11 protein-coding genes are annotated in these 15,438 nt (G+C 75.2%); 6 read left to right on the forward strand and 5 right to left on the reverse strand.

Features of this window, described 5'->3' with window-relative positions; all coding sequences use genetic code 11:
- Positions 1-107: 107 nt before the first annotated feature.
- Positions 108-1,973 (reverse strand): glycosyltransferase family 39 protein, encoded by a 1,866-nt coding sequence (locus MXD60_RS26810; RefSeq protein ID WP_248822476.1) that lies wholly within the window; start codon positions 1,971-1,973, stop codon positions 108-110.
- A gap of 117 nt (positions 1,974-2,090) precedes the next feature.
- Positions 2,091-4,367, reverse strand: a complete 2,277-nt coding sequence (locus MXD60_RS26815; protein ID WP_248822477.1) for an ATP-dependent DNA helicase — start codon at positions 4,365-4,367, stop codon at positions 2,091-2,093.
- Between the two features lie 169 nt (positions 4,368-4,536).
- Here MXD60_RS26815 and MXD60_RS26820 point away from each other — a divergent pair, with 169 nt between their 5' ends.
- The 5 genes from MXD60_RS26820 (at position 4,537) to MXD60_RS29115 (ending at position 9,426) form a co-directional block, all read left to right on the forward strand.
- Entirely contained in the window at positions 4,537-5,316 is a 780-nt protein-coding gene (locus tag MXD60_RS26820) for an Rv2135c family putative phosphatase (protein ID WP_248822478.1), read from the forward strand.
- Between the two features lie 7 nt (positions 5,317-5,323).
- Positions 5,324-5,899 carry an Rv2134c family protein gene (locus tag MXD60_RS26825; protein WP_248822479.1) on the forward strand — a complete coding sequence of 192 codons (576 nt, stop codon included), beginning with the start codon at positions 5,324-5,326 and terminating at the stop codon, positions 5,897-5,899.
- 88 nt (positions 5,900-5,987) lie between these two features.
- The gene (locus tag MXD60_RS26830) at positions 5,988-6,767 is read left to right on the forward strand and encodes an Rv2133c family protein (RefSeq protein WP_248822480.1); all 780 of its coding nucleotides are present in this window, start codon (positions 5,988-5,990) and stop codon (positions 6,765-6,767) included.
- A 107-nt stretch (positions 6,768-6,874) separates the two neighbouring features.
- On the forward strand, positions 6,875-8,137 hold the full coding sequence (gene mshC / locus MXD60_RS26835; protein WP_248822481.1) for a cysteine--1-D-myo-inosityl 2-amino-2-deoxy-alpha-D-glucopyranoside ligase: 1,263 nt from the start codon (positions 6,875-6,877) through the stop codon (positions 8,135-8,137).
- Positions 8,138-8,148: 11 nt separating this feature from the next.
- A complete protein-coding gene (locus MXD60_RS29115; RefSeq protein WP_283099050.1) occupies positions 8,149-9,426 on the forward strand; it encodes a DivIVA domain-containing protein in 1,278 nt (425 codons plus the stop codon).
- A 66-nt stretch (positions 9,427-9,492) separates the two neighbouring features.
- Here MXD60_RS29115 and MXD60_RS26845 read toward each other — a convergent pair whose 3' ends face one another.
- Complete coding sequence (locus MXD60_RS26845; protein WP_009737775.1) at positions 9,493-10,335, reverse strand: PAC2 family protein; 843 nt, start codon at positions 10,333-10,335, stop codon at positions 9,493-9,495.
- Between the two features lie 609 nt (positions 10,336-10,944).
- Between MXD60_RS26845 and MXD60_RS26850 the strand changes: the two genes are divergently transcribed.
- Positions 10,945-11,673: an HAD family hydrolase gene (locus MXD60_RS26850; protein WP_248822482.1), complete on the forward strand. Its 729-nt coding sequence runs from the start codon at positions 10,945-10,947 to the stop codon at positions 11,671-11,673.
- Positions 11,674-11,717: 44 nt separating this feature from the next.
- On the opposite strand, the gene MXD60_RS26855 is transcribed toward MXD60_RS26850, so the two are convergent.
- Positions 11,718-14,246, reverse strand: coding sequence for an ABC transporter permease (locus MXD60_RS26855; protein ID WP_248822483.1), 2,529 nt, complete (start codon positions 14,244-14,246; stop codon positions 11,718-11,720).
- Between the two features lie 4 nt (positions 14,247-14,250).
- Entirely contained in the window at positions 14,251-15,435 is a 1,185-nt protein-coding gene (locus MXD60_RS26860) for an ABC transporter ATP-binding protein (protein WP_248822484.1), read from the reverse strand.
- Between the last annotated feature and the right edge of the window lie 3 nt (positions 15,436-15,438).

The raw sequence follows: 15,438 nt of genomic DNA on the forward strand, positions 1-15,438 counted from the left end.
TGGGGCGTGCCCGACCGCGCCGCGGGGCTGCTCGGCGTGCTGGGGCGCCGGGGCGCGCGGGTGCCGGGCGGCCCGGCGCGGATGTCGGCCGGGCCGCCCGGGGTGGTTCAGCGCAGTGTGGAGAAACGCTCCAGCGACGCGCCCTCGTAGAGATCGCGCCGCTCCACCTGGACGGTGCGGTCCCGCAGGGTCGCGAGCTGGTCGGACAGCACCGCGCAGGCGCCCTCCAGGAACCGGTAGCCGTCGGCGCGCACCAGTAGCACCGCGTGGTCCGGGCCGGCCAGTTCGTTCACCTCCGCGGCGAACGTCGTGCCGTTGGCCCGCTTCATCCGGTCGGCGTAGTCGACCCAGTCGACCAGGGCCGGCCCGGACGTGTCCGCGTAGACGATTTCCCGGACGGTCAGCGGCCCGTGCCGCACGAGCGCCCGGTGCACCGCCGGTCCGAGCTGGTCGGGGCAGTAGGCGACGACGTCGCCGGGCCGGGCCAGGGCGACGATCCGCCCGGCGATCTCACCGGCCTGGGTGCGTTCGGTGCGGGCGAGCTGCCAGCCACCGACCAGGCCGCTGAACACCGCGACGGCCAGCACGATCGCCCGCACCCGGGTGCCCGGCAGCACGGCGATCCCGAGCGAGGCCAGCAGCAGGCACGCGGGCAGCGCGATGCCGGTGTACCGCTCGGCGTAGGCGCTGCCGCCGAAGGAGTTCACGAGATAGGCCAGCACCAGCGGCAGCAGCCAGATCGCCGCCAGGTAACGGCCCGGCACCCGACCCGTCACCCGGACCGAGAGCTCCCGCCCGCCGGCCGGGCGCGCCGTGAGCCCGATGAGCGCCCCGCCGAGCAGCACCACGCCGAGCAGCGCCCCCGTCGACTGCGGGCCGGCCCAGTCGAAGACCGTGTCGAGCAGCACCTGGGCCTGCACCTTCGGCGCCCACGGGGTGCCGGTGTGCAGCATCTGGAACAGGAACGACGGCATCCACGGCGCGAACAGCACCGCCGAGGCGGCCATCGCGGCGAACGCCCGCAGCGTGACCCGCCGGTAGTACGGCCGCCGCCGGGCCTGCAGCAGCAGGAACGCGGCGACGGTGAAGATGACCAGGAACGTCCAGTAGTGCGTGTACACCAGCGCCGCCGTGGCCAGCGTCAACGTCGCCAGCCGGGGGAGGCTGGACCGTTCCAGCGCGCGCACCGCGGCGAACCCGAACACCAGCACCAGCAGCACGACCAGCGAGTACATGCGGGTCTCGCTGCCGTAGCGGATGGCGTAGGGCGAACAGGTGAACATCAGCAGCGTCGCCACGCCGACCCAGGCCGGCGCGTCGCTGTCCGCGTTGCCGGCCTGGGTGGCGAACCGGCCCACCCGGCGCCCGGCGAGCCAGGCCAGCGGCAACGTCAGCAGCGACAGTGCGCCCGACAGCGCCCGGACCGCGACGTCACCGTCGCCGAAGACCGCGATCCATACGTGCAGCAGCAGGTAGTACAACGGCGGTGAGCCGTCGTGGCGCAGCGCGTGCAGCACGTCCGGAACCGGCCGGTTGGCGATCGCCACGGTGAGCGACTCGTCGAGCCACAGATGGCTCGGCGTCGCGAACCGCATGATCGCGCCGATGGCGACGATGACCGCCACGAGGAGGAGCAGCCCTCCGCGCGCGTGCGCCGCGAGGAAGCCGCCGGCGGCGGACCACCATCGCCCGACGTGCCGGAGCAGGCCCGCACCGACGCCGACGTCCTGGGCGGTGGCGGCCTCGTGGGCGGTGGTGTCGGCGTTCGGCGGTGCCGATGCCGGCTGTGGGCTGTCGTTCTCGGGCCGGACGGCCATGCCGGGCGTGGCGGCCGTGGAGGTCGGCCGCGCACCGGGGGCCGGCCCCGCGTCGGACGTGCGGGGGCCGGGCAGGAGCGCCGGACCGGATCCGGCCTCCGGGGGTGCGTTCGGCGTTCCCCCTGCGTCTGCGTCCACGATGGGAACGCTACCCATCCTCATAGGCCATGATCTTGCCTCCCGCCGGCGGGGCGAGGCGCGCCGGGGGGTGGGAATCGACCCGGGCGGTGACGTCGGTCTCTCCTCGCCCCGGGGCGCGGTCTCCATCGTCCGTCACCCGGGTGTGACAGTCATCGCGGCGGCGGGGGCGCCGTCCACGCCACCGCCGTCCACGCCACCGCCGTCGAGGTCGTCGTCCGCCAGGTCGTCGTCGAGGCCGTCGTCGAGTTCGCCCGCCTCGACGCCGGCGAGCAGGGCCGCCAGGGAGGTCAGTCGCCGCCGGCCGCCGGCGCTGCGCACCGCGTGGCGCACCGCGGGCCCGTTCACCGCCACGATCGACAGGTGGCTCGCGGCGCGGGTCAGCGCCGTGTAGATCAGTGGGCGGGTGAGCATCCTGCCCGCCTCGGGCGGGAAGACCGCGACGACCGCCGCCCATTCGCTGCCCTGGGCCCGGTGCACCGTGACCGCCCAGCCGTGCCGCAGGTCGCCCAGCAGCCCGGCGGGCACCTCGACGACCCCGCCGGGGAAGCCGACCCGCAGCGCGCCGCGCTCGGCGGTGGCGACGACAGTGCCGATCTCGCCGTTGGCGAAGCCGACGTCGATGTGGTTCGCGGTCGCCACGACCCGGTCGCCGACGTCATAGCCGGAGTTCGCCCCCGGCCCGGGATTGAGCACCCGCTTGAGCGCCGCGTTGAGCGCCGTCGTGGCGGCGGGGCCGGCGTGCACCGGGGTGACGACCTGGATGTCGGCGGCGGGGATGCCCAGCGCCCGGGGGATGGAGTCGGTGACGAGCTGCACCGTGCGGTGCGCGGCCTCCCCGGAGCTGTTCGCCGCCACGACGACGACCTCGTGACCGGGACCGGGCGGGGGCGGCGGCAGCTCGCCACCGCGCACCGCGGCGGCCAGCATCGCGATGGCGCCGCCGTCCACCTGCCGGTACAGCCGGCGCAGCTCGGTCACCGGCACCTCGCCGGACTCGGCGCCGTGTTCCAGCAGGTCGGTGAGGACCTGACCGGGGCCGATGCTCGGCAGCTGGGCCGGGTCCCCGACGAACATCAGATGGGTGCCGTCGGCGCAGGCGTCGAGCAGCGCCGCGGCAAGCTCCGCGTCGAGCATGGACGCCTCGTCGACGACGACCAGGTCGGCGTCGAGCGGGTTGTGCTCGCCGCGGGCGAAGCCGCCGCCGCGGCCCTGGGCGCCGAGCAGCCGGTGCAGTGTGCTCGCCGGCGCCCCGCACAGCTCCTCGAGCCGCTTGGCCGCCCGTCCGGTCGGCGCGGCCAGCGCCACCTCGGCGTCCGCCGCCCAGGCGAGGCGCACCACGGCCGCCACCGTCCGGCTCTTGCCGGTGCCGGGGCCGCCGGTGAGCACGCTGACGCCCGACTCCAACGCCGCGTGCGCGGCGGCGAGCTGCACCTCGTCCAGCCCGGTCACCGGGTCGTCGCCCGCCGCCAGCACGCCGACCCCCGCCGCGCCGGGCCCGCCGCCCGCCTCGTCGTCCGAGGCGTCGTCGGCGTCGTCCTCGTCGGCGTCGTCGAAGTCCTCGTCGTCGAAGCGCAGCGCCGTTGCCGCCGCGACGGGCGCCGCGGCGGTGGACGGCTCGGCGGCGGGGCCGCCGTCGGCGTCGTCGGGGCGCCGGCGGGCCCGCGGCGCGCCGGCGCGCAGCGGCTCGGCGGTCGCCAGGAGACGTTCGATGCCCTCGGCGACGGACTGCTCGGCCATCGCGTAGCGCTCCAGCGCGATCCGGTCGCCGACAGCGATGATCCGGCCGTCGTCCAGGGCGGCGTCGAGCGCGTCGCGCGGATTCCCGACGCCCTCGCGCGCCGCGGCGGCGAGGACCGTGTCGACCTGGGCCGCGGTGTCACCCGCGCGGCTGGCCGCCCGGCCCAGCAGGAAGGCGAGCACCGCCGGACCGCGCTGCGGGTCGTCGCGGTGCCGGCCGCGGTGGCGGGCGAACCGGTCGGCCTGCCCGATCTCGGCGTCGGTGGCGGCCAGCAGCATCCACGGGTCGTCGCGCAGGAGGTCGGCGACGCCCGGCCCGAGGCGCTCGGTCGCGGTGCGGGCCAGTCGGGCCGGCAGGTTCGCCGCCGCCAGCAGTTCCACCACGGCGTAGGTGCCCGCGGCGGCGCGGAAGGTGTCCGCCAGCCGGCGCGCGCGGGGACCGCTCACCCCCTCGACGGTGCCGAGCCGGCCGACGTCGACGTGTTCGGGCCGGGTGATGCCGGCCCCCGGCAGCCGCGCCGCGGTCGTGCGGCCCAGCCCCGGCCACAGCGCGGCCTCGCAGAACGCGGCGAACACCGCCGTCGGGTCGGGTGCGTCGGCCGGCTGGGCGGCGGGGTCGGAACCGACCGGGTCAGGCGCCCCGGCGGGGGCGGTCGGGTGCTCGTCGGGCATGCCCGAAAGCGTAACGACGCACCGGCGGCGGCCGGCCGCTGCCCGCTGGGTAGCGTGGTACCCCTGGTGGCCCTGCTCCGGGCGTCCCGGGTCGTCCGTGCGCCGCGGCGGTCACGCGCCGCGCGGCGGCGCCCCGCAGGCGTTGCGCTCCTCACGAAGGGACCGACGGTTGACCACTGTTCTGCTGGTCCGCCACGGCCTTACCGCCGTCACGGGCAAGATCCTGCTCGGTTGGACCCCGGGGGTCGGCCTCGACGAGCGCGGCCGGGGGCAGGCGGACGCGGTCGCCCGCCGGCTCGCCGCGGTCCCGCTCGCGGCGGTCGTGTCCAGTCCGTTGGACCGCTGCCGGGAGACCGCCGCGGCCATCGCCGCGCATCGCCCGGCGGGAGCGGCGGTGCCGGACGTCGCCGTCGACGAGCGCTTCGGCGAGTGCCGGTACGGCGACTGGACCGGGCAGGAGCTCGCGGTGCTCGCGAAGGACCCGCTGTGGGCGTTGGTGCAGAACCAGCCCAGCGCGGTGGTGTTCCCCGGGGCCGAGGGTGAGGCGCTGCGGGACACCCAGGCGCGCGGGGTGAACGCCGTGCGGGAGTGGAACGACCGCCTCGGCCCCGACGCGACCTGGCTGCTGTGCTCGCACGGCGACGTGATCCGCACCGTCGTCGCCGACGCGCTCGGGCTGCATCTCGACCTGTACCACCGGATCACCATCGATCCGTGCTCACTGACGGTCATCCACTACGGCGAGCGACGCCCGCTGGTCCGGCGCCTCAACGACGTCGGCGGAGACGTCGCCGACCTGCTCCCGGCGAAGCCCGCGCCGGCGGACGCCGCGCCCGCGACGGACCCCACGGCGCCGGCGGGACCGACGCCCGGGGCGGCGGATCCCGGCGAGGTCGTCGGCGGCGGGGCCGGTGCCTGGTCGCCGCCGGCCAGCGCCGGGACGGACTGAGCCGGCCATGCCGCGCCGGATTCACGTCTTCGACGCGCCGCGGCGTTTCATCGCCGGCACCGTGGGCGCCCCCGGCTCCCGCGCGTTCTACCTGCAGGCCCGCGACGAGTCCCGACTGATCACCGTCGGGGTCGAGAAGCCCCAGGTGACCCTGCTGGCCGAGCAGGTCACGGAACTGCTCGACGAGCTGGTCCGCCGCGGTCTGCCGGCCGCCGCGGCGCCGGCGGGCCCGGCCGACGCCGGGCCGCTGGAAACCCCGATCGACGCGGAGTTCCCGGTGGCGACGATCGCCCTGGGCTGGGACCCGCGGGTCGGCCGGGTCGTGCTCGAGGCCCGGGCCGCCGGGGACAACGACGAGCTCGCCGGCTTCAGCGACGACCCGGGCGGGCCCGACGCGCTGCGGGTCCTGCTCGACGCGGCGGCCGCCCGCGCGTTCGCGGCCCGGTCGCTGCGCGTCGTCGCCGCCGGTCGGCCCGCCTGCCCGCTGTGCGGCGAGCCCCTCGACGACGACCACGCGTGCCCGCGCCGCAACGGCCACCGCCCCTCGGGCGGTCAGCTCCCGCCCGAGGGCCCGCGCGGATGAGCCCGGACGGGCGGGCCCAGCCCGGAGAGACCCCCCTCACGCCCGGCGGTCGGCGACAGCCCGGCCGCCCAGCGGACACACTGGGCTGATGGGCGTTCCCGCGGTCGGTCCCGCGCCGGAGCGGCGGCCGGCACTCAGTCCGATCGACGGCGGCGGCCTGGACGCCCCCGGCGCCCTCGACCTGCTGCGCCAGGGCGAGCTGACGATCACCGGCCGGCTCACCGACGCCAGCAACGCCACGCTGTACTGCGAGATCAGCGCGGGGGAGGCGGCCGGGCGCTGCGTGTACAAGCCGGTGCGCGGCGAGCGGGCGCTGTGGGACTTCCCCGACGGCACCCTCGCCGCCCGGGAGCTCGCCGCCTACGAGGTGTCCGCCGCCCTCGAACTCGGCATCGTGCCGCCGACGGTGCTGCGCGACGGCCCGTTCGGCGAGGGCATGGTGCAGCTGTGGATCGACACCGACGTCACCGTCGACCTCGTCGCGCTCACCCGCTCCGACGAGCCGCAGCTGCGCCGCATCGCGCTGTTCGACGCCGTCATCAACAACGCCGACCGCAAGGGCGGCCATCTGCTGCCCGCCCCGTCGGGGCGCATCCACGGCATCGACCACGGTGTCACGTTCCACACCGACGGAAAGCTGCGCACGCTGCTGTGGACCTGGCGGGGGCACCGGCTGGACGCCGAGGAGACGGCGTTGCTCGGCTGCCTGCGCGACGCCCTCGCCGCCGACCTCGGCGCGCGGCTGGAGGAGCTGCTGACCGTGCGTGAGACCCGGGCGCTGGCCGACCGGGTGGACGGCCTGCTCGACGCCGGCCGCTTCCCGCTGCCGTCGGAGGACTGGCCGCCGATCCCCTGGCCGCCGTTCTGACCGTGCGGTGACGCGGCGGCCGCCCGCGCCATCCGTGCAGGTCGGTTACGCCTCGGTTACTCATCTTGTGCCCGCCGAGCGAACCGTTCGCGGTTACGCTGACACGCATGCAGGCGTGGCCATCTCCCCCGGTACGTCCCCTTCCCGGCCCTGGCCGACCGCTGCGGGTGTTCGACACGGCCGTCGCGGGGGTGCGCCCGGTGGGCGCCGGGGCCACCGCCCACCTGTACGTCTGCGGCATCACCCCGTACGACGCGACGCACCTCGGTCACGCCTTCACCTACCTGACGTACGACCTCGCGCAGCGGGTCCTGCGCGACGCCGGGCACGACGTTCGGTATGTACAGAACGTGACGGACGTGGATGACCCGCTGCTGGAGCGCGCCGAGCGCGACGGGCTGGACTGGCGCGACCTCGCCGCGCGGGAGATCGCGCTGTTCCGCGAGGACATGACGATGCTGCGGATCCTGGCGCCCGACGCGTACGTGGGCGTCGTCGAGGCCATCCCGATGATCGTCGACATGGTCGCCGAGCTCGTCGACCGGGGCGCGGCCTACCCGGTCGACAACGACGTGTACTTCTCCGTCGCCGCCGCGCCCGCGTTCGGTGAGGTCTCCCACCTGGACCGCGCCGAGATGCTCACGCTGTGCGCGGAGCGCGGCGGCGACCCGGGGCGCGCCGGCAAGAAGGACCCGCTCGACCCGCTGTTGTGGCGCGCCGAGCGCCCCGGTGAGCCGTCGTGGCCCTCGCCGTTCGGCCCGGGCCGGCCCGGCTGGCACATCGAGTGCTCCGCCATCGCCCGCCACCACCTCGGCGGCGTCGTCGACATCCAGGGCGGTGGCACCGACCTCACGTTCCCGCACCACGAGTGCAGCGCGGCGCACGCCGAGGTCGCCGCCGCCGCCCGCCCGTTCGCCCGCAGCTACGTGCACACGGCGATGGTCAGTCTCGACGGCCACAAGATGTCGAAGTCGCGCGGGAACCTGGAGTTCGTCTCCCGGCTGCGCCGCGTCGGTGCCGACCCCGGCGCGCTGCGCCTGGCACTGCTCGACCACCGCCACACCGACGACTGGGAGTGGACGGCGCCGCTGCTCACCGCCGGCGAGCGGCGGATCGACCGGTGGCGGGCCGCGGTGGCGCTGCCCGCCGGCCCGGACGCGACGCCGCTGCTCGCGGCGGTGCGCGAGCGGCTCGCCGACGATCTCGACGCCCCCGGTGCCCTCGCCGCGGTCGACTCCTGGGTGGGTGCCGCGCTGGCCGGCTCCGGTGCGGGCACGGGTGTCGCGGGCGCCGGGGGGGAGGCGCCCGCACTCGTCTCCCGGCTGGTTGACACACTGCTCGGCGTAGACCTTGAACCCGTCCGACCCTGAGGAGCTGAGGGATGGGGGAGCACCAGCACGGGACCGATCCGGGTCCCGCCGCCGACCGGCCAGCCTTCGACGAGGTCGCGCACGGCTACGACCCGCGCCAGGTGGACGACTACCTCGCCACGCTGTGGCGGTACGCCAGCCGGGTGACCTCCCGCGCGGCCGCCGCCGAGAGCGCGTTGAAGCACGAGCGGGAACGCAACGACGCCCGCGCCGCCGACGACCAGATCGCCGCGCAGGCCGGCGGCCGGATCGGCCAGATGCTCGCGATCGCCGAACAGCAGGCCGAGGAGATCGTCGAAGGGGCGCGCCGGATCGCCGAGTCGGCTCTCGAGGAGGTGATCGAGGACGCGGGCGCCAACCATCCGATCGTGCGGGAGGCCCGCGGCCAGGCCGAGAAGCTCCTGCTCGACGCGGTGGAGGAGAGCCACCGGCTCGCCCGCCAGCACCACCGGCAACTCGCCGAGGACCTCGCCCGCAGCTCCGCCTCCCTCGACACCCTGCGCCACCAGCAAGGCGAGATCATCGGGGCGGTGCTGCGGCTGCGGGGCATCCTGGGCTCGGACGAGCTGGACCGGGCGGTCACCGACCTCGCCCGCGCCGGCGCCGCACCCCGACCGGACGACCCGGCCGACGCGAACGGCTCCGCCGAGGGCGCCCGGCGCTCCGCCAGCGCGGCCCAGGGCCCGGCCGACGGCGTCCGTAACGGCTCCACGCCCCCGGCGCACGGGACGTACCCCGGCGGCGTGGGCTCGGACGGCGCTGGTTCGGGTGGCGCTGGTTCGGGTGGCGCCGGCTCGGACGGGCCGGACTCGGGCGTGACGGGCCTCGGTGACGGGGCCTTCGGTGACCGGGGCTTCGGCGGTCCGGGTTCGGGCGGCGCGGCGACCGGCGGGCTGGGGGAGCCCGGCCATGGCGCGGCCGGGGACCCGACGGCGTCCTGGCGCCCCGGCGGTTCCGGGGAGCCGTACCCGGGCGACGGCGCGGCGCACCGGTCGTTCTGGGCCGGCGCCGGTGAGTCGGCCGGCGGCTCGAGGTGGACGGCCGGCGCCGCCGCCGCCGGCGTCGGGGCGGCCGGATTCGGCGGGGGCGGGTGGGCCGAGGGTGCCACGGCGACGGTGGGGGGCGTCCCGGGCCGCGGGCCGGAGGCCGCCGGATTCGGCCGCCGCCCCGGCCGGCACCGGCAGGCGGACCCGGCCGGTGCCGACGAGGCGCCGGCGTCGACCTCCGGCGTCCCGTTCCGCCGCGGCGCCGACGAGGAGATCGTCGACGCCGAGATCGTCGAGGAGTAGGAGCGGGGCGGGCCCGTCCCGCCTCGCGCTAGCTCCGGCCGCGACCGGAGCGGGATGTGGGGAACATCACTGCCCGCGGCGGCGCAGGTAGCGTTCGAACTCGCGCGCGATCGCGTCGCCGCTGGCCTCGGGAAGCGCCGTCTCCGGCTCCCGGGACTCCAGCGAGCGGACGTACTCGGCGACCTCGGTGTCACCCGCGGCGAGTTCGTCGACCTGGCGCTCCCACGCCTTGGCCCGCTCCGGCAGGTCGCCGAGCGGAATCTCGATGTCGAGCAGGTCCTCGACCCGGCGCAGCAACGCGAGCGTCGCCTTCGGGCACGGCGGGTTCGCCACGTAGTGCGGCACAGCCGCCCAGAACGACACCGACGCGAGCTCCGCCCGCGCGCACGCCTCGCCGAACACGCCCACGATCCCGGTGGGGCCCTCGTACCGGGACGGTTCCAGCCCGAGCCGCGCGGCGGTCGCCGCGTCCCCGGCGGTGCCGCTGATCGGCACGGGCCGGGTGTGCGGCGAGTCGGCCAGCAGGGCGCCCAGCGAGATCACCATGTCACTGCCGAGGGCGTGGACCGCCTCGATGAGCTCGTCGGTGAAACCGCGCCAGCGCATGTTCGGCTCCAGGCCGCGGATGAGCACCAGGTCCGTCTCGGACTTGGGCGGGCGCGCCACGGACAGCCGGGTCGTCGGCCAGGTGATCTTCCGGGACGCGCCGTCCGTCCCGCTCACCGTCGGCCGGTTCACCTGGAAGTCGTAGTAGTCGTCGGGGTCGATGGCGCCGATCACCCGGGCCTTGAACGCGGTCTCGAGGTGCTCGACGGCAGCCGACGACGCGTCGGCGGCGTCGTTCCACCCCTCGAAGGCGGCTACCACGACCGGCGACCGCAGCTGGCCGACGCCGGAGAACTCGATCACCTACCACCTCCTGCCGCCCCATGGCGGCCCACTGCCCCGGTGACAGTGCAACGGTACGTCCTCACGCGGACGACTCCCTGCCCAGAGCTGACATCCGTGATGTCCGCCCTCCTCGCGTCCGGTGGGGAACCTGCCCCTGCCCGCGGTGCGCCTGCGCGGGACCAGTCTGCCGGTGTGCTCGTGGGAACGCCCTTCCTCGGTCTGGCCGGACGGCATGGGCCGGCCGGGTCCGGGTGCCGGTGGGGCACCCGGTCGGGATCGTCCCGGTGGCTGCACCGTATCGGCTCGGGAGCGATACCCGCCGCCGCGGGATCGTGAACGGTCACGAGCTGGCCTGTCTGCGTCGCGACACCCGCCCGCTCCGGTACGTACTCGGCCGTGCCGGACATGTGTATCCGCTCGTCCTCCCACCTCGCGCGGCGCCCCCGCGCACCCGTCGCGCCCCCCGCTGTGAGATCTGCCGCCCAGGCCGGCGGGCGATCGGCGGCAACGGTCCGGCAGCATACGACCTGGACCGTTTCGGCCGGATTGATCGCGCCGAGCGGCCCGGCAGGACGCCTGCCGGCGCTCCGGGCCCCCGGCGCCGGACGAACGGAGCTGGGAGCACACGTGGGAAGCCTCGCGGCGGTCTTCTTCGACATGGATGGTCTGCTCGTCGACACCGAGCCGATCTGGACGATCGCCGAGAACGAGGCCGCCGCGCGTTTCGGCCGTGCGTTCACTCCGGCGATGAAGCGCGCGATGATCGGCCACGGCATCGACACCGCGGTTCCGATCATGGTTTCGATGCTCGGCCTGCCGACGTCGGCCATCGAGGAGACCGCGCGGTTCCTGCTGCGGCGCTCCGCCGAGCTGTTCCGCGAGCCCGGCGTGATCGTCGCGCAGCCCGGCGCCCTGGAGCTGCTGGCCGTGCTGCGCGCGCGTGGTGTGCCCACTGCCCTGGTCTCCTCCTCCTTCCGGGACCTCATGGAGCCGGTCCTCGAGGTCGTCGGACGGGACCTGTTCGCCGCGACGGTGGCCGGCGACGAGGTCGTCCGCCGCAAGCCCGACCCCGAGCCCTACCTGACCGCCGCCGGCCTGCTCGGGGTGGACCCGCGGCGCTGCGCCGTGCTGGAGGACAGCGTCTCCGGTGCCCTGGCCGGTGTCGCCGCCGGCTGCGCCACCGTGCTCGTCCCCTCCATGCCGGAGCTGCCCGCCGACGGCCAGGCCGGCGACGGCCAGACCGGCGACGGCGACGCCGGGCCGCCCCCCGGGGTGGCCGCGGTCGTGGGCAGCCTGCACGACGTCAGTCCCGAGCTGCTCGAGGAGCTGCTCGCCGCCCGGCCGGCGCCGGCCTGAGGTTCGCATCCGCCACCGGGCGGCGCCGCGCGACGCCCGGTGGCTCAGGCGGTGGAGATGGCGCGCAGGACGTCCATGCGGGCGGCCCGGCGCGCCGGGAACACGGCGGCGAGGATGCCGAGCAGGACCCCGACGATGATGACCATGGCGATCGTCGACGACGGGTAGGCGAACGTGTTGATGCCCTGCGAGGCGAGCGCCTTGGTCAGCGCCCAGCCGAACACGCTGCCCACGGCCACGCCCAGCACCGCGCCGAACACCGAGATGATCGTGGACTCCATCACCACCATCGCCCCCATCTGACCTCGCGACATCCCGACGGCGCGCAGCAGGCCGATCTCGCGGGTCCGCTCGATGACGGACAGCGCCAGCGTGTTCACGATGCCGAACAGAGCGATGATGACCGCGAGGGCCAGCAGCACGTAGACGAAGCTGAGCAGCTTGTCGACCTGCTTCTCCTGCTGGGCGACGAACTCGGACTGGTCGCGCACCTCGACCGTGCCGAACGGCTTGACCACCTTGTCGATCTCGGCCCGCACGGCCGCGGGGTCGGCGCCCTCGGCCCGCTTGATCAGGACGAACTGGTCGAGGTCGTCGTGGTTGTGGCGGGCGAACTGGCCGGTGGAGATGATCCACGACCCGGCCACCTGGCTCTTCTTGTACGTGCCGGCGAGGGTCAGGTCCTCGGTGCCGTCGGCGAAGGCGACTCGGACCTTCTGACCGACCGTGAGGTGCTCGTTCTCGGCGGTGGTGGACTCCGCGAGAATCGTTCCGTCACCCAGGGCGTTGACGTCGCCGTCCACCTTCTTGATGGCGAGGACCCTCGGCAGGCCGGCGGGATCTCCGGCGAGCAGCGCGATGGTGTGGTCGTTGACCTTCGCGGCACCGCCGCGCAGGCCGGTCGCCACGTCGATGCCGGGCTGCCCGGCCAGATCGCGCACGACCTGGCCGCTGAAGCCGGTGCCGAACCCCTGGGCGGTCAGGTAGAAGTCCGCCCCCAGGCTGTTCTTCACCGTGGCGCTCACCGACTCCTTGATCGACTGCCCGAGGATCGAGAACGCGCTGACCAGCGCGAGGCCGATCATCAGCGCGGAGGCGGTCGAGGCGGTGCGGCGCGGGTTGCGCATGGCGTTCTCCCGGCCGAGCCGGCCGGTCGTGCCGAACACGGAGATGAACGGCACGCCGAGCACCCGGATGACCGGGCTGGACAGCTGCGGCGACAGGGTCGCGACGCCGAGGAAGATCCCGGCGGCGCCGGCACCGACGGCGATGGCGCCGGTCTTGCCCGCCGAGGCCGTGCCCACCACGAGCAGCAGCACGCCGAGCGCGGCCAGCACACAGCCGGCGATCGCGCGCAGCCGCAGCGACCGCGCCGGCAGCACGAAGGTCTCCCGCATCGCCGCCACCGGCGGGACCGAGGCCGCCTTGCGGGCGGGGACGTAGGCCGCGATCGAGGTGATCACGATGCCCACGGCGTAGGCGACGATGATCGTGCGCGGCGCGAACACCAGCGAGCTGTCGGGCAGATCCACGCCGAACGCGCCGACGGCGGCCCGCAGCAGCACGGCGAGGCCCGCGCCGACCACCAGCCCCGCGGTGGCTCCCGCCGTACCGACGACGGCCGCCTCGACCTGCAACGACATCTGTACCTGGCGACGGCTCGCGCCGATCGCGCGCAGCAGTGCCAGCTCCCGCACCCGCTGGGCGACCAGCATCGTGAACGTGTTGAAGATGATGAAGGCGCCGACGAACACCGAGATCGCGGCGAAGACCAGCAGGAACACCGAGAAGCCGCCGATGGCCTGCTGGACGCTGCTGGCGCTCTCGTCCGCCAGCTGCTGTCCCGTGATCGCCTCCACCCCCGCGGGCAGCGCGGCGGCCACCCGGGCGCGCAGCTCCTGCTGGCCCAGGCCGTCCGCGGCGGCGACGTGCACCGCGCTGAACTGGTTCGGTGCCAGCAGCAGGCGCTGCGCGGTGGCGGTGTCGAACGCGGTGACCGACGCCCCGCCGAAGCCGTCCTGGCCGGGAACCTCGAACGTGCCGGCCAGCGTGTAGGCCACCGGCGGGGCCTTGGTCTGCACCGAGACCTTGGAACCGAGCGTGAGATGCAGCTTGCGCACGGTCGCCTGGTCGACGACGATCTCCCCGGGCCCCGGCGCGTGCCCCTGGATGATCTGTTCGGAGGCGGTGGGCTGGCCGCCGGTCCAGTTCTGCCCGATGCCCGGTGCCCCGCTCTTCGGGGCCTTGCCCGTCGTCGGGTCGAGGAGGACCGCCTGGCCGGTGACCGTTCCGACCGCCGCGCGCACGCCGGCCACGCGGGCCACGCTGGCGACGATGGTGGCGGGCAGCGGGGGTCGGCCCGCGTCGCTGGTCGGATCGATCTGGTTGACCGCCCGGACATCGACGCTCACGTTCTTGTTGACGTTGGTGAACAGCGTGTCGAACGTCCGGTTCAGCGTGTCCGTCAGGACCAGCGTCCCGGTGACGAAGCTCACGCCAACGACGACCGCCAGCATGGACAGGGCCAGCCTGATCTTGCGGGCCAGCAGGCTCTTGAGGGTGGCGCGCAGCATCTGCTCAGGCCCAGCCCGCCGGTCCCGGGCCACCCGGCCGGCGCTGCGGATCGTCGGCCCGGGACGTCCTGTCCCCGTACGACGGGTAGGCGGACGCGTCCGTCGAATAGGGTCGCGCGTCGTAACCGGGCTGCGGGACCGCGTCGCTGTAGCGCTGGTCCGGATAGTCGTCGTAGCCGGCCGGGTCCGGCGGGTAGTCGGCGTAGTCCGCGGCGGCCTGCGGCGCCGCGCGCCCGCCGCCCGCGCGTCCCCCGCCACCCGGCCGGCCGCCGCCACCCGGGTGGCCCCCGCCGGACCCGTCGTGATCGTCGTGCCAGTCCTCGTCGGGGTCGGGACCGGCCTGCCCACGCTGGGCCGCGTCGAGGTCCTTCAGTCGGTCGAGCACCTCGTCCGCGGTGGGCTGCGCCATCGCGTCGACGAGCCGGCCGTCGGCAAGAAAGACCACTTCGTCCGAGTAGGAGGCCGCCGTCGCGTCGTGGGTGACCATGACGATCGTCTGCCCGAGCTCGGTCACGGAGTCCCGCAGGAACGACAGCACCTCGGCACCCGACCGGGAGTCCAGGTTGCCGGTCGGCTCGTCGGCGAAGATGATCTCGGGACGGGTGACCAGGGCGCGGGCGCAGGCGACCCGCTGCTGCTGGCCGCCGGACAACTCGGTGGGCCGATGCCCGAGCCGCGGCGCCAGGCCCACCGCGTCGATCACGGTGCGCATCCACTCCCGGTCCGGCGAACGCCCGGCGATGTTCAGCGGCAGGGTGATGTTCTCCTCGGCGGTCAGCGTCGGCAGCAGGTTGAACTGCTGGAAGATGAAACCGACGCGGTCCCGGCGCAGCCGGGTCAGCTCCTTGTCCGACAGCCGGGACAGGTCCACGTCACCGATGTACACCCGCCCGCGGCTGACCGTGTCCAGGCCGGCCATGCAGTGCATCAGGGTCGACTTGCCCGACCCCGACGGACCCATGATCGCGGTGAAGCGACCGCGCGGAAAGCCGAGATCGATGCCGCGCAGGGCGGTGACGATCGTATCCCCGGAGCCGTAGACCTTGGTCAGTCCGCTGGCCCGCGCCGCGGCGCCGGCGGGCCCCCCCCGCCCGGGCCCCCCCCCCCCCCCCCCCCCCGGGCGCGCGACCGGTTCGACGACGACCTGGACCGGATCCGCGCGGTTCTCGACGAGGCGCGGATGTGCCATGTC

Source organism: Frankia sp. AgB32 (assembly GCF_023243045.1).
Classification (GTDB): Bacteria; Actinomycetota; Actinomycetes; order Frankiales; family Frankiaceae; genus Frankia.